The sequence below is a fragment of the Mesorhizobium sp. M0048 genome (genome assembly GCF_040323405.1).
Taxonomy (GTDB): domain Bacteria; phylum Pseudomonadota; class Alphaproteobacteria; order Rhizobiales; family Rhizobiaceae; genus Mesorhizobium.
The window spans coordinates 61,190-82,401 of the sequence record NZ_JAMYUV010000020.1 but is presented as its reverse complement, the minus strand read 5'-3'; the positions used below and the strand labels follow the sequence as shown (position 1 = coordinate 82,401).

Annotated in this window: 15 protein-coding genes and 1 pseudogene; 5 read left to right on the top strand and 11 right to left on the bottom strand. The window is 62.7% G+C overall.

Translation table 11 applies throughout. The annotated features are described in order from the left end of the window. Positions 1 to 3 precede the first annotated feature (3 nt). The 10 genes from bglA to NKJ84_RS18195 all read right to left on the bottom strand — a co-directional run bounded on the left by bglA (position 4) and on the right by NKJ84_RS18195 (position 16,219). On the bottom strand, positions 4 to 1,632 hold the full coding sequence (bglA, locus tag NKJ84_RS18240) for a beta-galactosidase BglA (protein ID WP_352507582.1): 1,629 nt from the start codon (positions 1,630 to 1,632) through the stop codon (positions 4 to 6). Then, positions 1,622 to 3,628 carry a glycogen debranching protein GlgX gene (gene glgX / locus NKJ84_RS18235; RefSeq protein WP_352507581.1) on the bottom strand — a complete coding sequence of 669 codons (2,007 nt, stop codon included), beginning with the start codon at positions 3,626 to 3,628 and terminating at the stop codon, positions 1,622 to 1,624. Before glgX ends, bglA begins: the two co-directional genes overlap by 11 nt. A 226-nt stretch (positions 3,629 to 3,854) precedes the next feature. Beyond that, positions 3,855 to 5,483, bottom strand: a complete 1,629-nt coding sequence (locus tag NKJ84_RS18230) for an alpha-D-glucose phosphate-specific phosphoglucomutase (protein ID WP_352507579.1) — start codon at positions 5,481 to 5,483, stop codon at positions 3,855 to 3,857. Between the two features lie 3 nt (positions 5,484 to 5,486). Beyond that, the gene (glgA, locus tag NKJ84_RS18225; RefSeq protein WP_352507578.1) at positions 5,487 to 6,932 is read right to left on the bottom strand and encodes a glycogen synthase GlgA; all 1,446 of its coding nucleotides are present in this window, start codon (positions 6,930 to 6,932) and stop codon (positions 5,487 to 5,489) included. A gap of 3 nt (positions 6,933 to 6,935) precedes the next feature. Beyond that, positions 6,936 to 8,201: a glucose-1-phosphate adenylyltransferase gene (gene glgC / locus NKJ84_RS18220; protein WP_254819896.1), complete on the bottom strand. Its 1,266-nt coding sequence runs from the start codon at positions 8,199 to 8,201 to the stop codon at positions 6,936 to 6,938. Between the two features lie 35 nt (positions 8,202 to 8,236). Further along, positions 8,237 to 10,450 carry a 1,4-alpha-glucan branching protein GlgB gene (gene glgB / locus NKJ84_RS18215; protein WP_352507577.1) on the bottom strand — a complete coding sequence of 738 codons (2,214 nt, stop codon included), beginning with the start codon at positions 10,448 to 10,450 and terminating at the stop codon, positions 8,237 to 8,239. A 146-nt stretch (positions 10,451 to 10,596) separates the two neighbouring features. After that, positions 10,597 to 13,065 carry a glycogen/starch/alpha-glucan phosphorylase gene (locus NKJ84_RS18210; RefSeq protein WP_352507576.1) on the bottom strand — a complete coding sequence of 823 codons (2,469 nt, stop codon included), beginning with the start codon at positions 13,063 to 13,065 and terminating at the stop codon, positions 10,597 to 10,599. A 175-nt stretch (positions 13,066 to 13,240) separates the two neighbouring features. Further along, positions 13,241 to 14,023, bottom strand: coding sequence for an ATP-binding cassette domain-containing protein (locus NKJ84_RS18205; RefSeq protein ID WP_352507574.1), 783 nt, complete (start codon positions 14,021 to 14,023; stop codon positions 13,241 to 13,243). Between the two features lie 2 nt (positions 14,024 to 14,025). Then, positions 14,026 to 15,087, bottom strand: coding sequence for an ABC transporter permease (locus NKJ84_RS18200; protein WP_352479482.1), 1,062 nt, complete (start codon positions 15,085 to 15,087; stop codon positions 14,026 to 14,028). Positions 15,088 to 15,241: 154 nt separating this feature from the next. Continuing rightward, a complete protein-coding gene (locus tag NKJ84_RS18195; protein WP_502894341.1) occupies positions 15,242 to 16,219 on the bottom strand; it encodes a sugar ABC transporter substrate-binding protein in 978 nt (325 codons plus the stop codon). Positions 16,220 to 16,485: 266 nt separating this feature from the next. On the opposite strand from NKJ84_RS18195, the gene NKJ84_RS18190 reads away from it, so the two are divergent. From NKJ84_RS18190 to NKJ84_RS18170, 5 genes are all read left to right on the top strand, one after another. Continuing rightward, on the top strand, positions 16,486 to 17,715 hold the full coding sequence (locus NKJ84_RS18190) for an ROK family transcriptional regulator (protein ID WP_352507573.1): 1,230 nt from the start codon (positions 16,486 to 16,488) through the stop codon (positions 17,713 to 17,715). A 2-nt stretch (positions 17,716 to 17,717) separates the two neighbouring features. Further along, positions 17,718 to 18,164 carry an RbsD/FucU family protein gene (locus NKJ84_RS18185; protein WP_352507572.1) on the top strand — a complete coding sequence of 149 codons (447 nt, stop codon included), beginning with the start codon at positions 17,718 to 17,720 and terminating at the stop codon, positions 18,162 to 18,164. Beyond that, positions 18,161 to 19,084, top strand: coding sequence for a carbohydrate kinase family protein (locus tag NKJ84_RS18180; RefSeq protein WP_352507571.1), 924 nt, complete (start codon positions 18,161 to 18,163; stop codon positions 19,082 to 19,084). The genes NKJ84_RS18185 and NKJ84_RS18180 overlap by 4 nt, the downstream gene beginning before the upstream one ends. A gap of 252 nt (positions 19,085 to 19,336) precedes the next feature. Further along, positions 19,337 to 20,479 carry a DegT/DnrJ/EryC1/StrS family aminotransferase gene (locus NKJ84_RS18175; RefSeq protein ID WP_352507570.1) on the top strand — a complete coding sequence of 381 codons (1,143 nt, stop codon included), beginning with the start codon at positions 19,337 to 19,339 and terminating at the stop codon, positions 20,477 to 20,479. A gap of 18 nt (positions 20,480 to 20,497) precedes the next feature. Next, on the top strand, positions 20,498 to 20,704 hold the full coding sequence (locus NKJ84_RS18170) for a hypothetical protein (protein WP_352507569.1): 207 nt from the start codon (positions 20,498 to 20,500) through the stop codon (positions 20,702 to 20,704). A gap of 22 nt (positions 20,705 to 20,726) precedes the next feature. On the opposite strand, the pseudogene NKJ84_RS18165 reads toward NKJ84_RS18170, so the two are convergent. After that, a pseudogene (locus tag NKJ84_RS18165) lies at positions 20,727 to 21,136 on the bottom strand (type II toxin-antitoxin system VapC family toxin). Positions 21,137 to 21,212: the final 76 nt, after the last annotated feature.

Sequence of the window (21,212 nt, the reverse complement as noted above, 5' to 3'; positions counted from 1 at the left end):
AGATCAGCCGATCCGGCCGAGAAAGCAGCCTAGCGGCGGCAGCGACAGAGTTCCTTCCTGCAAGACGCCGGTAGTACTGCCAAGATCTATCGGCTCTATCACATCCAGATCCGGCGGCAATTGCCAGCCGGCCGGCTCGTTGGCGAAATTGAGGACACACAGCAGCTTTTCGTCACCGCCTTCGCGAATGAAAGCAAGGACGTCGCCTTCGGCATCGAGGAACCGGATCGAGCCTCGAACCAGCGCCGGATGCTGCTTGCGCAAGGCCAGCATCGCCCGGTAGCTCGCCAGGACGGAGGTTTGCTCGCCATTCTGGACGTCGACCGCCCGGGCGCGATGGCTTGCCGGGACCGGAAGCCACGGCTTGCCGGTTGAAAAGCCGGCATTGTCGGCGCCAGCCTCCCAGACCATCGGCGTTCGGCACCCATCCCGCCCCTTGATTGCCGGCCAGAAGCGGATGCCGAAGGGATCGCGCAAATCCTCGAACGCCAGTTCGGCCTGCTCCAACCCGAGCTCTTCGCCCTGGTAAAGGCAGATCGATCCGCGCAAGCAGGAAAGCAGCACGATCGAGAATTTCGCCACCCTGTCCGGATCGCCGCCCGGCCTTGTCCATCGACTGACATGGCGCACGACATCGTGGTTGGAGAACGCCCAGCAAACCCAGCCGTCGAACACCTTACTCTCGAAGGCCTCGACACAGCCACGCACATGCGACGCCGAGAATTGCGGGCCGAGCAGATCGAACGTGTAGGACATTTGGAGCTTGTCGCCACCGCCGGTATAGGCGGCGAGTGTCTGCAAGGAACGAGTTTCGTCGCCAATCTCGCCGACAGCGACGCGGCCTTCATATTCGTCAAGCAAGGCCCGGAAGCGCTTGAGAAAAGAAAGGTTTTCCGGCTGGCTCTTGTCGAACAGATGCTCCTGATAGAGATAGGGGCTGGTTGCCGTATTGGTGCCGGCGACGCTTTCCGCCAAAGGCGGGTTGCTGCGCAGCCAGCGGTCGTGGACGTAATAGTTGACCGTATCCAGCCGGAAACCGTCGACGCCGCGCTCGAGCCAGAACCGCACCGTTTCCAGCAAGGCGTCCTGCACCTGCGGGTTGTGGAAATTCAGGTCCGGCTGCGAGGCGAGGAAATTGTGCAGGTAATATTGCCTGCGCGTTGCGTCCCATTCCCAGGCCGGGCCGCCGAACAGCGACAGCCAGTTGTTGGGGGCGGTGCCGTCGGGCTTCGCATCGGCCCAGACGTACCAGTCGGCCTTAGGGTTGTCGCGGCTCGTGCGGCTTTCGACGAACCATTCGTGCCGATCCGATGAGTGCGACAGGACCTGGTCGATGATCACCTTCAGGCCGAGCCGGTGTGCCTCGGCAACCAGCGCGTCGAAATCCTCTGATGTGCCGAACATCGGATCGACAGCGCAGTAATCCGAAACGTCGTAACCCATATCGGCCATTGGTGACTTGAAGAAAGGCGACAGCCAGACTGCCTCGACACCGAGCGATGCGACATGGGCCAGCCTCGAGGTGATGCCGCTGAGATCGCCGCTGCCGTCGCCTGTCGTGTCCTGGAAGGAGCGTGGGTAAATCTGGTAGATGACGCAGCCGCCCCACCATTCGGCATTGTCAGCCATCATGGCTTCCCCCTGCGCGCTCCTGCCCGGCCCAGTGTTCAATCATGAACATGACCGTTCGCCCAGCCACCGGCCGTGAGATGTCGCCAGTATCCGTTTCGATGGCTGGGCGCCAATGAAAACCCGCCCGTTCCGGCAGCGTGAACACGCAGGCCCGGCGGTCGCCGTTGATGACCACCGCAAGGCGACTGTTCTCACCGCTACCGAGAACCATGACCAGCCGGTGCCGCCTGGCATCGTGCCAGGCTGCTTCATCCAGCGGCACGCCGGTTTCCGTCAGCCAGGCGACGTCAGGTATTTGCGAGCCGGCTGGCAGCTCTCCGGTCAGGAAGCTGGTGTCCGAAAGCGCCGGCGCGGCACGACGCATCTTGGCGAGCAGAGCCGTGTACCGCTCCAGCGCCCGGTCGCGCCCGGACCAGTCGAGCCAGGTAATGTCATTGTCCTGCGCGTAAGCGTTGTTGTTGCCGCGCTGCGTGCGGCCGAACTCGTCTCCGGCCGTCAGCATGATCGTGCCGCGCGAGGCAAAGAGCGTCGCCAGCAGCGCGCACTGGTCATCGAAACGGGCCGTAACGATTGACTGGTCGTCGGTCTGACCCTCGACGCCATTGTTCCAGGACAGGTTGTCATCGTGACCATCGCGGTTCTGTTCGCCGTTGGCCTCGTTGTGCTTGCGCTCGTAGGCAACGATATCGGCCAGCGTCATGCCGTCATGCGCAGCGATGAAATTGAGGCTTCGGCTCGTTGTCTGGCCTGCTTTGGAAAAGACGTCGGACGAACCGGCAAGCCGCGTCGCCAGCGCACCGATCATGCCGCCGTCGCCGCGCCAGAAGCGGCGGATATCGTCACGGTATCTGTCGTTCCATTCTAGGAAGGGCGGCGGAAAATTGCCGAGCTGATAGCCATCCGGTCCGATGTCCCAAGGCTCGGCGATCAGCACCCGGTCGCCAAGAACAGGGTCGTTGCGAATGGCGTTCAGCAGCGGCGCATCGGCGTCGAAAACGCCGTCGTCGCGGCCGAGGATCGGCGCCAGGTCGAAGCGGAATCCGTCGACACCAGCGCGCTGGACAAAGTGGCGAAGCGTGTCGAGGACCATGTCCCGGACGACCGGATGGTCGCAGGCCACCGTATTGCCGGTTCCGGTGTCATTGACCAGAGCGCCGTCGGCCTCGTGCCGGTAGTAGGCGCGGCTGTCGAGGCCGCGCAGCGACAATGTCGGGCCTAGCCGGTCGCTTTCGCCGGTGTGATTGAACACCAGGTCGAGAATGGTGCCGATGCCGGCCTCGCGCAGCGCGGCGACCGTTCCGCGCAACTCGGCCAGACCGCCGGGCGCCAGTAGCGGATCGAGCGCCATGAAGGTCACGGGATTATAACCCCAGGCGTTGCGCAGCCCGAGTGGCGGCAAATGCCGTTCGTCGATCGATGCTGTCACCGGCATTAACTCAATGGCTGCGACGCCGAGTTTTCGCAGATGCTCGACAACGAGGGGGTGAGCGAGCGCTGCAATGGTGCCGCGCCGCTTCTCGGGGATGTCCTTATGCAGCTTTGTGAAGGCGCGTACCGGCACTTCGTAGATTAGGCCGCCGGGCCGAAACAGCGGCGGCAAGGCGGGCCAGGGTTCCGGCAAGGCGCCGGCAATCGCCTTCGGCATCAGCGGCGCGGTATCGACCCCCTCGCCCCGCCGCGCGGCCAGTCGGCCATCATAGGCATAGGGCCTGTCGATCTCGACGGCATAGGGATCGGCCAGCAGCTTGTCGGGATCGAACCAGAGACCGTGTTCCGGCGCGTAGTCGCCGTCGGCGCGGAATCCATATCGGGTGCGGGCGGTGAGACCGGCAACAAAAAGTGCGTGGACGCCGTCGCCCTCTGGCCGGAGTTCAAGCCGGTCGATCTCGCGGTTGCCGTGTTCGTCGAAAATCGAGACCCAGATGTGCCGAGCCAACGAGGACCATGCGGCGAAGCGGATGCCTTCTTTAGTGATGGTTGCGCCGAGTTGGCTCATACGGCGTCTCCTTCTCCCCTTGTGGGAGAAGGTGGATCGGCGCGCAGCGCCGAGACGGACGAGGGGTGCTGGAAGAAACGAGGTATGGGCGATTTGAGCAAAGGTGTGCGCCAAGCTGGAACACCCCTCATCCGACCGAGCTTCGCTCGGCCACCTTCTCCCGCAAGGGGAGAAGGGGGAGCCTCGCAACGCAGGCCGAACTCAGACGGCCGACTGTCAACCAAAGTCACGTAATCACGCTCGGCTTGGCGCGACCGGTATGGCTGCGAATCCCGGCGATGTCGTCGGCCGCCGCGATCAGGTCGGCAAGCGCCTCCTGGGTGTCGAGATCGTGGCGGCTGTTGTCCGGCTCGTAGCGCTCGACATAAAGCCGCAGTGTCGCGCCCGAGGTGCCGGTGCCGGACAGGCGGAAGACGACGCGTGAGCCACCTTCGAACAACACCCTGATGCCCTGGTTCTTGCTGACCGAGCCGTCGACCGGATCGTGATAGGCGAAATCATCGGCGCTGGCGATCGTCATGCCGCGCACGCTGGTGCCAGGCAGCGAGCCGAGCTTGGCGCGCAGTTCGTCGACGAGCGCATTGGCACGGTCGGTCTCGACCTCCTCGTAATCGTGCCGCGAATAGTAATTGCGGCCGTAGGCTGCCCAATGCTGGGTGACGATCTCACTGGCGCTTTCGCCGCGCACGGCAAGGATGTTGAGCCACAAAAGCACGGCCCACAGGCCGTCCTTTTCGCGGACATGGTTAGAGCCGGTCCCCGCACTCTCCTCGCCGCAGATCGTTGCCATGCCCGCATCGAGCAGATTGCCGAAAAACTTCCAGCCGGTCGGCGTCTCGTAGATGCCGATGCCGAGCTTTTCGGCGACACGGTCGGCAGCACCGCTGGTCGGCATTGAACGCGCGATACCTTTCAGCCCGGCCTTGTAGCCCGGCGCCAGATGGGCGTTGGCGGCGAGCATCGCCAGCGAATCCGACGGGGTGATGAAAATGCCCTTGCCGATGATCAGGTTGCGGTCGCCATCGCCATCGGAGGCGGCGCCAAAGTCTGGCGCATTCGGCCCCATCATCTCGTCGTAGAGGTGTTTTGCATGCACCAGATTGGGATCGGGATGGTGGCCGCCGAAATCCGGCAGCGGAATGAAATTGCGGGCGGTGCCGTTCGGCGCGCCGAGCCGGTTTTCGAGGATCTCCTTGGCGTAGGGGCCGGTCACCGCATGCATGGCATCGAAGCGCATGCGGAAGCCCGATTTGAACAGCGCCCGCAAGGCCTCGAAATCGAACAGGCTTTCCATCAGATCGGCATAGTCGGCAACCGGATCGATGATTTCGACGGTCATGTCAGCCGCCTTGACCGTCCCGATCGTGTCGATGTCGACCGGCCCGATATCGGCGATCTTGAAGCTTGAAATCGCCCTGGTTTTTTCGAAGATCGCATCGGTCAGCTTTTCCGGCGCCGGGCCGCCGTTGCCGGCATTGTACTTGATCCCGAAATCCTCATGTGGGCCACCCGGATTGTGGCTGGCCGACAGGATGATGCCGCCGAAGGTCTTGTATTTGCGGATTACATGCGAAGCGGCCGGCGTCGACAAGATGCCGCCCTGCCCGACCATCACCTTACCGAAGCCGTTTGCCGCGGCCATGGCGATGGCCTTCTGGATGACCTCGCGGTTATAAAAGCGGCCGTCGCCGCCGATCACCAGGGTTTTGCCATCGAATCCGTCCAGCGCGTCGAAGATCGACTGGATGAAGTTCTCGGCATAGTGCTCCTGCTGGAACACCGGGACTTTCTTGCGCAGCCCGGAGGTGCCGGGTTTCTGGTCGGGATAGGGTTTGGTGGCGACGGTGCGGATCATCAGTCAGGCAGCCCTTTTCGAAAGCAGCAAGCGATAGAGTTGAACATATTTTTCGGCGCTTTTGTCCCACGAAACGTCGGCCTTCATGCCTTGCCGCTGCATCGACGTCCACACCGCGGGATTGGCATGCGCCTCGACAAGGCGGCGGACGGCGTGCAGCAAGGCGCCGGCATCGGCGGGCGCGAATTGGAAGCCGGTCGCCACGCCGGCAGAGATGGCGGCTTCGTTGGCATCGATGACCGTGTCGGCAAGGCCGCCGGTGCGCGCGACGACCGGCACGCAGCCATAGCGCAGGCCGTAAAGTTGCGTCAGCCCGCAAGGTTCGAAGCGCGACGGGATGATGATGGCGTCGCAGCCGCCCTGCATGGTGTGGGAGAGCCCCTCGTCATAGCCGACGACGACGCCGATGCGGCCACGATGGCGGGCTGCGGCGGCAAGCAACGCGCCTTCCAGCCCAGCGTCGCCAGACCCAAGGATTGCCAGCCGTGCACCTGCCGCGACGATGCCGTCGACGGCCGCAGCCAATATGTCCATGCCCTTTTGCCAGGTCAGCCGGCTGACGACGCAGACGATCGGGCTGTCATCGCGATCGAGGCTGAACCGATCCTCGACCGCGGCCTTGTTGGGCATTCGCGCCTTAAGCGTCTTTGCCGTGTAGTTGGAGACCAGATGCTTGTCGGTTTCCGGGTTCCATATCTCGGTATCGATGCCGTTGACGATGCCATGGAGATCGACGGAGCGCATGTTGATCAGGCCGTCGAGGCCCATGCCAAATTCGGGCAAACGGATTTCCTGCGCATAGGTCGGGCTGACCGTGGTGATCGCCCAGGCGGCCTGCAGGCCGGCCTTGAGGAAGCCGACGCCGCCGTAATATTCGACGCCGTCGAGCGCCATCGCCGCCGCCGGCAGGCCAAGCTCGCCAAAGATGCTGGCGCCGAACTGGCCCTGGAAGGCGAGGTTGTGCACGGTGATCATCGACGGCGTGCCGACCGCCTTGCCGTAGCGCATGTAGGCGAGCGTCATTGCCGACTGCCAGTCATGGGCATGGACGATATCGGGCAGGTAGCCCGAGATGGAGCCCCCGGCGATGTCGCCGCCTACCTGGCTCAAGGCAGCGAACCGCCGCCAATTGTCCGGCCAGTCGGCGCCGGTCGCGTTGCCGTATGGACCGCCGGGGCGGTCGAAAAGATGCGGCGCGTCGAGCACGAACAGGTCGAGGCCGGCGATCTGGACGGCGTGCATCGACGCCTTGCCGCCCTGCAGCAGCGGATATTGCTGAACCGCCTTCTTTTTCTTGAAGGCGCCCATCACCTGCGGGTAGCCGGGGACGAGCGTGCGCATGGTGACGCCCTTGCCGGCCAATGCCATGGGCAAGGCGCCGGTTACGTCGGCGAGCCCTCCGGTCTTGACCAGCGGAAAGATCTCGGGCGCCACCGACAGAACCTGCATGCACTACGATCCCAGCCTGTTGATCATGTCCTGCGTGACCAGGCAGATGCCTTTTTCCGAAACGCGGAAACGCTTGGCGTCGAGGACGGGATCCTCGCCCACCACCAGCCCCTCCGGAATCCTGACGCCGTGATCGATGACTACGCGCTTCAGCCTGGCGTTGCGGCCGACATGGACGTCCGGCAGCATGACGACCTCCTCCAATGTCGAATAGGAATTGATGCGCGCGCCGGTGAAGATCAGGCTTCGCTTCAGCGAAGCGCCCGAAACGATGCAGTCGCCCGACACGAGAGACGACACGGCCGACCCGCGGCGGCCATCCTCGTCATGCACGAACTTTGCCGGCGGCTTCAACTCGGCATAAGTCCAGATCGGCCAGTCGCGGTCGTAGAGGTCGAGTTCCGGCGTGATGTCGGTCAGGTCGATATTGGCCTCCCAATAGGCGTCGACCGTTCCGACGTCGCGCCAATAGGCCTCGTTCTCGGCGGTCGAGCGCACGCAGGATTTGGCGAAGCGATGGGCGATCGCCTTTCCGTGCTCAACGATGTAGGGGATGATGTCCTTGCCGAAGTCGCGGCTTGAGCCGGGCTCTGCCGCATCGCGACGCAACTGCTCCATCAGGAACTTGGTCTTGAACACATAGATGCCCATCGAGGCCAGCGCAAAATCCGGCTTGTCGGGAATGCCCGGCGGATCGGCGGGCTTTTCGATGAAGGAGATGATGGTGTCCTTGGGATCGACATGCATGACGCCGAAGCCGGTAGCTTCCATGCGTGGCACTTCGAGGCAGCCGACGGTGACGTCGGCGCCGGCCTCGACATGTTGGCGCAGCATCATTTCGTAGTCCATCTTGTAGACGTGGTCGCCGGCCAGGATGACCATGTATTCCGGCCCATAGGCCTCGATGATGTCGATGTTCTGGTAAACGGCGTCGGCGGTGCCCTCGTACCATTGCGTTTCCGACACACGCTGGCTGGCCGGCAGGATATCGAAACTCTCGTTGCGCTCGGGCCGCAGGAAGTTCCAACCGCGCTGCAGATGGCGGATCAGCGAATGCGCCTTGTATTGGGTGGCGACGCCGAGGCGGCGGATACCGGAATTGAGCGCATTGGAGAGCGCGAAATCGATGATGCGGGTCTTGCCGCCAAAATAGACCGCCGGCTTGGCACGGCGGTCGGTCAGTTCCTTGAGCCGGCTGCCACGGCCGCCGGCCAGCACATAAGCCATGGCGTCGCGTGCCAGCGGCTGTGTTCGTTTTATTTCAGCCATTCTTATCCTCCCAGGTTAGATACTCCAGACATAGCTCAGTCCGGGACGAATTCGAGCATGATCGTCGACAGCGGCGGCAAAAGCATCGTCGCCGAAATGCCTCCTCCTTCCGCCTGAGCCTCGACGCCGCCGCTATTGCCCATGCCGGAACCGCCATAATCCGTGGCATCGGTGTTGATGATCTCGCGCCATTTTCCGGCCTGCGGCAACGGCACGCGGTAATTGTCGCGCGGCACCGGCGTGAAGTTGGAAATGACGGCGACCGGGTTGCCGCCTGGCGCGCTGCGCAGCCAGGCAAAGACCGAGTTCGCGCTGTCGTCGACGATCAGCCAGGAAAAGCCCTCCGGCTCGCAGTCGCGGGCATGCAGCGCCGGGCGCGAGCGGTAGAGATAGTTGAGGTCGCGCACCGTCTGCCAGACGCCACGGTGGAGCCGGAAATCGAGCAGGTTCCAGTCGAGCGCGCGCGCCTCGCTCCACTCGCGGCGCTGCGCGAACTCCTGGCCCATGAACAACAGCTTCTTGCCGGGATAACCCCACATGAAGGCGTAATAGGCGCGCAGCGTCGCGAATTTCTGCCAGTCGTCGCCGGCCATCTTGTTGAGCAGCGTGCCTTTGCCGTGCACCACCTCGTCATGGGACAGCGGTAGCACGAAATTCTCGCTGAAGGCGTAGACCAGGCCGAAGGTGATGTCGTTGTGGTGATGCTTGCGGAAGATCGGCTCCTTGGAGAAATACTCCAGAGTGTCGTGCATGAAGCCCATGTTCCACTTGAAGCCGAAGCCCAGCCCGCCTTCATGCACTGGCTGCGAGACTTTCGGCCACGAGGTCGATTCCTCGGCGATGGTCATCACGCCCGGATGGTGGCCGTAGACCTCCTTGTTCATACGCTGCAGGAAGCTGACCGCCTCGAGGTTTTCGCGCCCGCCCTTCTCGTTGGGGATCCATTCGCCGGCCTTGCGCGAATAATCGAGATAAAGCATCGAGGCGACCGCATCGACGCGCAGTCCGTCGACGTGATATTTCTCGGCCCAGAACAGCGCATTGTTGACCAGAAACGAAATCACTTCGCGGCGCCCAAAATTATAGATCGCTGTGTTCCAGTCGGGATGGAAGCCCTTGCGCGGATCGGCATGTTCGTAGAGCGCGGTACCATCGAACTTTGCCAGACCGTGTTCGTCAACAGGGAAATGCGCCGGCACCCAATCGAGGATGACGCCGATGCCTGCACGGTGGGCGCCGTCGACGAAGCGGGCAAAACCGTCCGGATCGCCAAAGCGGGCGCTCGGCGCATAAAGACCCGTCGTCTGGTAGCCCCAGGACGGGTCATAAGGGTGTTCGGAGATCGGCATGAATTCGATGTGGGTAAAACCGGTCTCGACCACGTACGGGATCAGCCTGTCGGCGAGCTCATCCCACGACAGAAAGCTGCCGTCGTCGTGAAGCCGCCATGACCCGGCATGGAGCTCGTAGATCGATACGGCTTCGCGCCTGTGGTCGGCATTGCGCCAGTAGTTCCGGTGCGCCTCGTCACCCCATTCATGCGCCGGCGGCAAAGCCGTCACCGAGGCGGTGGCCGGGCGCAGTTCGGACTTGAAGGCGAACGGATCGGCTTTGAGCGGCAATCTCACGCCATCTGGCCCGATGATTTCGTACTTATACGGGCGGCCAGCGCCGATGTCGGGAATGAATAGCTCCCAGATGCCGGTGTCGCGGCGGACGCGCATGGTATGCCTGCGGCCGTCCCACTCGTTGAAGTCGCCGACCACCGAGACACGCCTTGCATTGGGCGCCCACACCGCAAAATGTACGCCCGATGCACCTTCATGGTCGATGAGATGGGCGCCGAGCTTGTCGAACAGCCTGAGATGCGATCCTTCGGCGATATAGTAATCGTCTAGCGGACCGAGCACGGGGCCGAAGGAATATGGATCGGTCAGCCACCAGTCACCGCCGGAATTCCTTGCATGATAGCGCAGCGGCTGGCGTTTGCGCAGCGACAGTTTGCCTTCGAAGAAACCGCGATCGTCACGCCTCGACAGCTCGCCAGCCTTCTTGCCGGTCAGCGTATAGGCAGTGACGGACTCGGCATGAGGAACAAAGCAACGGGCGACAAATCCCTTCCCTGCCTCATGCACGCCGAGCACGGCAAACGGGTCGCCGTGCGTGCCCGCGACAATCGCCGCGACATCGCTGGTTTGCGCCAGTCCGTCCGGCCCGCTTGTCGCAACGGTCGCGCGCGGCTTGCTCATCAGGCAGTGATCCTCCCCGGGCACCAAGTGTATGTTTCTAGTGGAGTTTTGAATTCGACATTCGCATGCCGCCTGACCCTCCAAAGGATGCGAGGGTCAAATCCACTCCACTAGGACCACATTGTCCGTGGTCTCATGCAATCATATCAGGCGGGCACGTGCCATATGTCTTTCGCATATTGGCGGATCGTGCGGTCGGACGAGAACCAGCCGACGCGGGCGACATTGCGGATGGCCCTGGCGTACCAGTCCGGGCTGTTGCGCCAGACGGCATCGACGTCGCGCTGTGTGGCGGCGTAGGCATCAAAATCCGCGGCGACCATGAACCAGTCGCTCTGGTAAAGACCGTTGATCAGGTCGCGATAACGGTCCGGATCGTCAGGTGAGAAGACGCCCGATGAAATCGCCGACAGCGCCTGCGCCAATTCGGGCGAGCCCTCGATCATGGCGCGCGGATCGTAACCATTGTTGCGCCGCTCGGCGACTTCCTCTGTGGTCAGGCCGAAGATGAAGATGTTGTCGTCGCCGACGCATTCCTTGATCTCGACATTGGCGCCGTCGAGCGTGCCGATGGTCAGCGCGCCGTTCAGCGCGAACTTCATGTTGCCGGTGCCGGAGGCTTCCATGCCGGCGGTCGATATCTGCTCCGAAAGATCGGCGGCCGGCATCATGATCTCGGCCAGGCTGACATTGTAGTTCGGCACGAACACCACTTTCAGCAAGCCGCGCACCGCGGGGTCGCGGTTGATGACACGGGCGACGTCGTTGGCAAGTTTGATGATCAGCTTGGCATTGTGATAGCTGGGTGCCGCCTTGCCGCCGAAGAATTTGACGCGGGGCATCCAGTCGCGCTCTGGATGTGAGCGGATCTGGTCGTAAAGCGCGACCGCTTCGAGAATGTTCAAGAGCTGGCGCTTATATTCGTGGATGCGCTTGACCTGGATGTCGAACAGCGCCGAGGGGTCCACCTTGATGCCGAGCCGGTCGGCAACAAGATTGGCAAGCCTCGTCTTGTTCGCCCGTTTGACGGCGGCGAACTTGTCGCGGAAGGCGGCGTCCCCGGCGAAAGGATCAAGCCGCTTTATCTCGTCGATGTCGTCGAGGAAACCGTCGCCAATCGCCCCTCGGGTGAGTGTCGTGAGGCCGGGATTGCACTGGATCAGCCAGCGCCGCGGTGTAATCCCGTTGGTCTTGTTGTTGATGCGGTCCGGGTAGAGCCTGTGGAGATCAGCAAACACCGTCTCCTTCATCAATTCCGTGTGCAGGGCCGAGACGCCGTTGATCGAGTGCGAGCCGACAAAGGCCAGATTGCCCATGCGCACGCGGCGATCGCCATTTTCCTGGATCAGCGAGATGCGGCTGATCTGCTCGTCCGAGAACTGGTCGGAGGCGCGCGCCTCGAGCAGCACTTCGGCGTTGATGGCGTAGACGATCTGCATGTGGCGCGGCAACAGCCGCTCAAACAGCGGCACGGGCCAGCTTTCGAGCGCTTCGGGAAGCAGCGTGTGGTTGGTGTAGCCGAAGGTGCGCTTGGTGATGCTCCAGGCCTGGTCGAAATCCATGCCGTGGACATCCATCAACAGGCGCATCAGCTCAGCTACGGCGATCGCCGGATGGGTGTCGTTGAGATGGATCGCCGCCTTGTCGGGCAGCGATTGCAAGTCGCCATACTGGCTAAGATGACGCTGGACGATGTCCTGCAGCGAGGCGGTGGAGAAGAAATACTCCTGCCTCAGTCGCAGCTCCTGGCCGGCCTTGTGGGAATCGGCCGGGTAAAGGACGCGCGACAATGCATCGGCCTTGTTGCTTTCGGCGAGCGCGCCGATGTGATCGCCGGCGTTGAACTTGTCGAGCAGGATCGGGTCGACCGGCATGCCGGACCACAGACGCAGCGTATTGACGCGATTGGCCCGCCAGCCGACCACTGGCGTATCGTAAGCAACGGCCAGAACATGTTCGGTCGGCTTCCAGACGTGGCGCTCGAGCCTGCCGTCCTTCGAGGTGATCGATTCCACCGAGCCGCCGAAGCCGACCTCGAAGGAGCGCTCGCGGCGTTCGAACTCCCAGGGATTGCCGTGATCGAGCCATGTCTCGGGCAGTTCCACCTGCCAGCCGTCATGAATCTCCTGCCGAAACATGCCGTTGGCATAGCGAATGCCGTAGCCATGCGCGGGGATATCGACGGTAGCCATGCTTTCCATGAAACAGGCGGCGAGCCGGCCAAGACCGCCATTGCCAAGGGCAGCGTCCGGTTCGAGCGCTGCAATGATGTCGAGGTCGACGCCAAGCGACGACAGCGCCTCGCGCATATTGTCCATCAGGCCGAGATTGGAGAAGGCATCGCGCATCAGGCGGCCGATGAGGAATTCCAGCGACAGGTAATAGACCCGCTTTTCCTGCTGGGCGTAGGCCTCTTGGGTTGCCTGCATCCAGTGATCGACGATGCGGTCGCGCACAACCTTGATTGAGGCGGTAAGCCAATCGTACTGGGTTGCAACGTTGGTGCCCTTGCCGACCCTGTATTTGAGGGCCTGCAAGACTTCGTCGGCGAGCGTCTTGGGATCCGGGTTTTCGAGCGTGGGCGGAGGAGCTTCGGTTGTCATCGCGCGCGTCATGCTGCCTCTCGTGACGTTGCCAGGATCATGCGGCTTTCACCATCTCTACCAATGCTAGTGTATCCCACAGGATGTTCAATCGATTCAGTCGACCGAAAGCCGGGTTGCCCTGCGGCAATTTGGCATTTGGAAACAGCGCGTTCGGGTTCCTCGGCGATGGGCCTCAAGCTCTTGCTCAAGCTGCCAGCGCCGCTTCCGGCGGCACCTTGGCGCCGGTCATGAAGGCGACGGCGTCGGACATCGTATGCTGCTTGGGATCGATGACACACAGGCGACGGCCAAGCCGATGAATGTGGATGCGGTCGGCCACCTCGAAGACATGCGGCATGTTGTGTGAAATCAGCACGATCGGCAGGCCTCGCTTCTTCACGTCGAGGATCAGTTCGAGGACGCGGCGGCTCTCCTTGACGCCAAGTGCCGCCGTCGGCTCATCCATGATCACCACCCGGCTGCCAAAGGCGGCGGCGCGCGCCACCGCCACACCCTGCCGCTGGCCGCCGGAAAGCGTTTCCACGGCCTGGCTGATGTTCTGGATGGTCATCAGGCCAAGCTCCGTGAGCTTGTCGCGGGCGCGCTTTTCCATCGCCGGGCGATCGAGCATGCGCAGCCATTCGCCGAGGAACCCCGGCTTGCGGATCTCCCGGCCGAGGAACATGTTGTCGGCGATGGACAGCGCCGGCGACAGAGCCAGGTTCTGGTAGACGGTCTCGATGCCGGCCTCCCGGGCCTCCATCGGCGACTTGAAGGCGACGGGCTTGCCTTCAAGCCGGATCTCACCTTCATCGGGCACGACCGCGCCGGAAATCGCCTTGATAAGCGACGATTTGCCGGCGCCATTGTCGCCGATGACGGCAAGGATTTCGCCCGGATAGAGATCGAAATCGGCATCGTCGAGTGCGGTGACGCGACCGTAGCGCTTGACCAGGCTGCGCGCGGTGAGGATGGGTTCCTGGGTCATGGCTATGCCGAAACCTTTCTGATCCATTGATCGATCGCCACGGCGCCGATGATCAGCACGCCGGTGAGCAGCACCTTCCACTGCGGATCGGCGCCCAGCATGTTGAGGCCCATCGAGACGACGCCGACGATCATGGCGCCGAACAGCGTGCCGAGGATCGAGCCGCGCCCGCCGAACAGCGAAATACCGCCGATCACCGTCGCGGTGATGGCCTGAAGATTGTAGTCGGTCACGGCGGCGGACGGCGAGATCGAGCCATTGCGGCCGATGGAGACCCAGGCTGCGAAGGCGGCGATCAGCCCGGCAAGGGCATATACCGTCACCAGCACCTTCTTCGTCTGGATGCCCGACAGTTTCGCGGCCTCCTGATCGTCGCCAACCGCGTAGACATGGCGGCCCCACGCGGTGTGGTTGAGCACGTACCAGAGGACCAACACGAGAACGACCATGGCAATGACGCCAAGCGTCAGCACGGCGGTGCCGACCTTGAAGCTCAAGGCAAACAGGTGCAGCAGAGGCGCCTGAACGTCGACGTCGGTGTCGCGGATCGTCTCATTGGCCGAGTAGATGAAGTTGGTGGCCATGACGATGTTCCAGGTGCCTAGCGTCACGATGAAGGGCGGCAGCTTCATGTAGGCGACCAGCACCCCGTTGAGCAGGCCGCATGCGCCACCAGCGACAAGCCCGATTGCCACCGCGAGCACGGCCGGCATACCGTAGCTGACCGCGCAATTGCCCATGATCACAGCCGAAATCACCATGATCACGCCAATCGACAGGTCGATGCCGGCGGTCAGGATCACCAGCGTCTGCGCGGCGCCCAGAATGCCGACAATGGCGATCTGCTGAAGGATCAGCGTCAGCGTATAGGATGAAAAAAAACGCCCGCCGATGGTGATGCCAAAGATAATGATCGCCAGAACCAGTACGATCAGCGGCACCGCTGCCGGCGTGGAATGCAGGAAATGCTGGGCGCGCTTGACGGCCGATTTATGCTCGTCGAACGCGGCGACGCTTGTGTCGCTGCTCGATAGAACTTTTTCGAATTCTTGTGCTTGAGACATGTTTCCTCCCCTGGGCTTCAGCCAAGAGCCAACGCCGTCCACGCCTTCCGGTCTGCTGCCGGGACTATTTGCGTCTAGACCGGCACATCGTCCACCCTGAGCGGCCGGGGATCAAGCCCCGGCCGATCGCGACCTGTTGCCGGTCAGGCCAGCCTCAGCCCCAGCACTTGGCGAGGCCTTCCTTGGTGTCGATGGACTTCACACCGTTGGCGGGCTTGTCGGTGACAAGGTTGACGCCGGTGTCGAAGAAGTTCTTGCCTTCGGTCGGCTTCGGCTTCGTCCCGTCCTTGGCGAAAGTGGCGATCGCCTCGATGCCGAGCGCAGCCATTTGCAGCGGATATTGCTGCGAGGTAGCGCCGATCACGCCTTCGGTGACCGACTTCACGCCGGGGCAACCACCGTCGACCGAGACGATCAGCACCTGGCTTTCGAGACCGACGGCCTTGAGCGCCTGGTAGGCGCCGACAGCTGCCGGCTCGTTGATGGTGTGGATGACGTTGATGGTGTTGTCCTTCTGCAGAAGGTTCTCCATCGCCTTGCGGCCGCCCTCTTCATTGCCGTTCGTCACGTCATGGCCAACGATGCGCGGGTCGTCCTCGTCGCCAATCTTGTTGGGGTCCTTCACGTCGATGCCGAAGCCCATCATGAAGCCCTGGTCGCGCAGCACGTCCACCGTCGGCTGCGACGGCGTCAGGTCGAGGAAGCCGATCTTGGCATCCTTGGCCTTATCGCCGAGTGTCGCGGCGGCCCATGCGCCGATCAGCTTGCCGGCTTCCAGATTGTCCGTCGCGAAGGTCGCGTCAGCGGCATCGATCGGATCAAGCGGCGTGTCGAGCGCGATCACCAACAGCCCGGCGTCCCGCGCTTTCTTCACCGTCGGCACGATGCCCTTGGTATCGGACGCGGTGATGAGGATACCCTTGGCGCCGTCGGCGATACAGCTCTCGATTGCAGCAACCTGGCTCTCGCTGTCGCCGTCGATCTTGCCGGCGTAAGTCTTGAGATCGACGCCAAGCTCCTTGGCCTTGGCCGTCGCACCTTCCTTCATCTTGACGAAGAATGGATTGGTGTCGGTCTTGGTGATCAAGCAGGCGCCGACCCCGGCGGCCGATGCCGTCGACGCAAAGGCCATCAGGCTCAGTCCGGCCGCGGCGAACACGGTGGATTTCAACAGTTTTGACGTAGTCACGATTTTCCTCCCATGGAACCATTTAGGATGCCGGCCAACCGACATCTGCAGCGCGTCCGACGAAATCTCCCAGCATCGGCGCCGATCCCAAGAGACACCAGTCCGCCAGCACTGTCAATAATTAAATCACTCTTATTTATTATTGACAACGCAGGATTGTTCACCCACTCTAGACCAAAAGCATTGAGGGGAAACGACGGAGGAACAGGGTGGAGACCGGCGTTACGAGGCACGGTTCGCCCAATGCGGCCGAAAGCCGTCTGCACCGCGGCACCAATCAAAGCGGCATGCGGGATCACAATGAGCGGCTGGTGCTGTCGCTCGTGCGCCAGCATGGCAGCCTGGCCAAATCCGACATCGCACGCATGACCGGCCTGTCGGCGCAGACGGTCTCAGTGATCATGCGCGAGTTGGAGGAGGACGACCTGCTCGTCCGCCAGGCGCCGTTGCGCGGCAAGATCGGCCAGCCCTCGATACCCATGGCGCTCAATCCCGACGGTGCCTATTTCATCGGCCTGAAGATCGGCCGCCGCAGCGCCGAATTGGTGCTGATCGATTTCCTCGGAAACGTACGCTCGATGCTGCAGCATTCCTACCGCTACCCTGCCCCGCGCGAGACGGTGGAATTCGTCACAGGCGGCATGAACAAGATGCGCGGCGAGCTCACCCCGGCGCAGGACAAGCGCATTGCCGGGCTTGGCATCGCCATGCCGTTCGAATTGTGGAACTGGGCCGATACCGCCGGCGCACCGCGCGAAATCATGGACGAATGGCGCCATCGCGACATCCGCGCCGATATCCAGGCGCAATGCGAATTTCCAGTCTATCTGCAGAACGACGCCACCTCGGCCTGCGGTGCCGAGCTCGTGTTCGGCCACGCGGCGGGTGCGGCACGCGATTTCGTCTATTTCTATATCGGCGCCTTTGCCGGCGGCGGCATCGTGCTGAACGGCCGGTTGTTTGGCGGCCCAACCGGCAATGCCGGCGCGCTGGGCTCGATGCCGGTGCCCGGGCCGGACGGCAAGCCGACGCAGTTGATCGACGTGGCGTCGATCGCCATGCTGGAAAAGGCGCTCAACGCGCGCGGCATCGAGGCCTCGCATCTGTGGACATCGCCGGGGGACTGGGGCGAGATCGGCGCCGAGCTCGACGACTGGATCGCCAGCGCCTCGCAGGCGCTCGCCTATGCCATCGTTTCGGCGTCCTCCGTCATTGATTTCGAAGCCGCGGTGATCGACGGGTGGATGCCGCTTGCCGTGCGCAGGCGGCTTGTCGATGCCGTCATCCAGGCCATCGGCCGGATCGACGGCGAGGGCCTGAGGCTGCCGGCCATTCGTGAGGGAACCGTCGGCATTCATGCGCGGGCACTGGGTGGCGCCAGCCTGCCGCTGTCGGAGCGCTTCCTCATCGGCTCGACCACGATTTCCCGGAGCTTCTGAGCATGCTGATCGGCATCCCGGCGCTGCTCGGCCCCGAGCTTCTGGCGATATTGCGCGCCATGGGCCATGGCGACGAGATCGCCTTGGTCGACGGCAACTACCCGGCCGAGCAGCAGGCACAGCGGCTGATCCGCGCCGACGGTCATCATCTCGTCCCGGTGCTCGATGCGGTATTGAGCGTATTGCCGGTCGACGACGCCGTGCCGCAGGCGCTGTTTCGCGCCTCGGCCAAAGGCGATCCCCTGCTCGCCGATCCGGTTCACCATGAGATGGAAGCGATCTGCGCCAGCCGTGCCCCGGGCCGCAAGGTGGTTGCGCTTGCCGGCGCCGACTTTTATGCACGGGTCAAGGCCGCACACGCAATTGTCGCGACGAGCGAGCCGCGGCTTTATGCCAACATCATCATTCGCAAGGGCGTGATCTATCCGCCGGAAAGCAAGACTTCATGATCCTCTGCTGTGGCGAAGCCCTGATCGATATGCTGCCGCGGACCACGACGGAGGGCGAGTCGGCCTTTGCGCCCTATGTCGGCGGTGCCGTCTTCAACTCGGCAATTGCGCTTGGCCGGCTCGGCGCGCCCGCTGCCTTCTTCTCCGGCCTGTCGTCGGATCTGTTCGGGGGCCAGCTCAGGGAGGCGCTGGGAGCCAGCAAGGTCAGTTCCACCTATGCACACACCTCGCCGCGCCCGACTACGCTCGCCTTCGTGCGGCTCAACAACGGCCAGGCGACCTACACCTTCTACGACGAGAACACCGCCGGGCGCATGCTGACCATCGAGGACCTGCCGGAACTCGGCAGCGAGATCGAGGCCATGCTGTTCGGCGCCATCAGCCTGATCTCGGAGCCGGCCGGGTCGGCCTATGAAGAGTTCATGCGACGCGAGCATGAGCGCCGAGTGATGATGCTCGACCCCAACATCCGGCCAAACTTCATTCCCGACAAGGCCAAGCACCTCAGGCGCATCCGCGGCATGATGGCGATGGCCGACATCGTCAAATTGTCGGACGAGGATCTGAACTGGTTCGGCGAAGCCGGCTCGCATGAGGACGTCGTGCGCAACTGGCTGGACCGCGGTCCGAAGCTGATCGTCGTCACCCACGGCAGCGAGGGCGCGGTCGGTTACAGCAGCCGGCACCGGGTCACGGTCGTGCCGGACAAGGTCGAGGTGGTCGATACGGTCGGCGCCGGCGACACATTCAATGCCGGCATCCTTGCCTCCTTGCACGAACAGGGCCTGTTGTCGAAGACGGCCATCGCCGGCCTGCCGGAAGAAGCCATCCATAAGGCGCTGACGCTCGGCGCGAAAGCCGCGGCTGTGACGGTCTCGCGGGCCGGCGCCAACCCGCCGTCGCGGCATGAAATTGCCTAACCGGCTGGCAACACGCTCAAGGACCTGCCTGCCGCGATCACTTTATGTTTCGTCGACCCGGCGGGACGGGCTGTGAGGTCCATATCGAGCCGGCCGAAGCCCGGATTTCCCCGCGTTTAAGAGGGCAGGTCGGAAGTCAGCGGTAACAGGCTGCGACATTTGAGCAATTCAGGGTTTTGCCCTGCGGCTTTCTCGGCCGTGCCAAGTCTGCTACCAGCGGCCGGTTATCTGACTAAACCGTTTGAGGCCGACATGCAGTTCATCGATCTTGGCGCGCAGCGCGAACGCATCCGCGACAGGCTGAAAGCGGCAATCGACCGGGTCGTCGACGAAGGCCGCTATATCCTCGGACCTCAGGTCACCGAATTCGAAAACAAGCTCGCCGCCTATATTGGCACCAAGCATGTGGTCGCTTGCGCCAACGGCACCGATGCGCTGCTGTTGCCGCTGTTTGCCGCCGGCATCGGCCCGGGCGACGCGGTGTTCGTGCCGAGCTTCACTTTTGCCGCCACGGCCGAAGTGGTGGCGCTGACCAAGGCCGAACCGGTGTTCGTCGATGTCGATGCCGACAGCTACAATATCGACACCGCCAGCCTCGAGGCGGCAATCGCCATGATCAAGGCGGAAGGCCGGCTGAGGCCGAAGGCAATCATTCCCGTCGACCTGTTCGGCCTCGCCGCCGATTACGAGGCGATCATGGCCATCGCCGATCGCGAAGGCCTGATGGTCATCGAGGATGCGGCGCAGGCGACCGGGGGCTCGGCCGACGGCAAGATGTGCGGCTCGTTCGGCACCGTCGGCTCGACCAGCTTCTATCCGGCAAAGCCGCTCGGCTGCTATGGCGACGGCGGTGCGATGTTCACCAATGACGATGCGCTGGCCGAACAGCTGCGCTCGTTCGCCTTTCACGGCAAAGGCGAAACGCAATACGACAATGTCCGCGTCGGCATCAATTCACGGCTCGACACGCTTCAGGCGGCGATCCTGATAGAGAAGCTGGCCATCCTCGAGGACGAGATGGTGGCGCGGCAAGCGGTCGCCAATCGCTATGCCGAAGGTCTCGGCGATATCGTCAAGGCGGCACGCAATCTGGGCGGCGGCCGCTCGGCCTGGGCGCAATACGCCATCGAAACGCCGAAACGCGACGGGCTCAAGGCACATCTCGGTGAAAAGGGCATTCCGTCGGTCATCTACTATGTGAAACCGCTGCACAGCCAGATTGCCTATCGCGATTATCCGCGCACCCCGACCGGCCTTGCCGTTTCGGAAGAGCTGCCGAAGCGCATCCTGTGCCTGCCGATGCATCCCTATCTGAGCGAGGCTGACCAGGACCGGATCATCGAAACGATCCGTAACTATATCGGCTCGAATTCGGCGCATGTAGCGGCGGCATAAATTCGAAAGCTTCGAAGCGTGGTCGCGGATTACATCGACGAGTTCATCATGTTCTGCGCCGGGTTGTGGATGGCTGGCGTCGGCTTCGGATTCTTCTCGGACCCCTCTCAAGCTCGCCCCGGCCAACGGCAGGCATGGTGGACGAACTTTGGAACCCATTTTAAATGGATGGGGCCGCTGTTGATCCTCATCGCGATAGTGCTCGCATTCGCGGCGCTTTCCTAGCGGACCCTATTCGGCGGGCTATTCACGAGTTCGGTGCGATCAGCTTGAGTGATGGAAAATAGGTGCGATAGCGACCAGCATCGCGCGTGAACAGCGGCAGCCCATTGACCGCGGCATGGGCGCGCCGATGAAGAAGTCAGGCAGCACGCCGGTGCTCAACCCGCTCGATCTCGCGTAGTATTGGGTAAAGACCTTTCCCGCGAGGAACAGTGCTGCCTATGGTATCGGAGCGATTTCGAGACAGCTTTGTCAAGAAACGCGTCGAGATCCTCGATGCGCCCCGTATCGGAAAGCCAACTCGGCATAGACAGCATCGTTGATCAACAGCGGTCCATTCAGGCTTTGCGCCTCAAGCTGGGCGATCGACCAATCCGCCCAGTTCGGATCATTGGTGACAAGATTGAGCAGAACGTTGGTGTCGACCAGCGTCACACCTCGCCACGCGTCCATTTTCGGGTAGCACATGTGCTTCTGCATTGCCAAAACTCGTCGCCTGCCCTCACTCCCA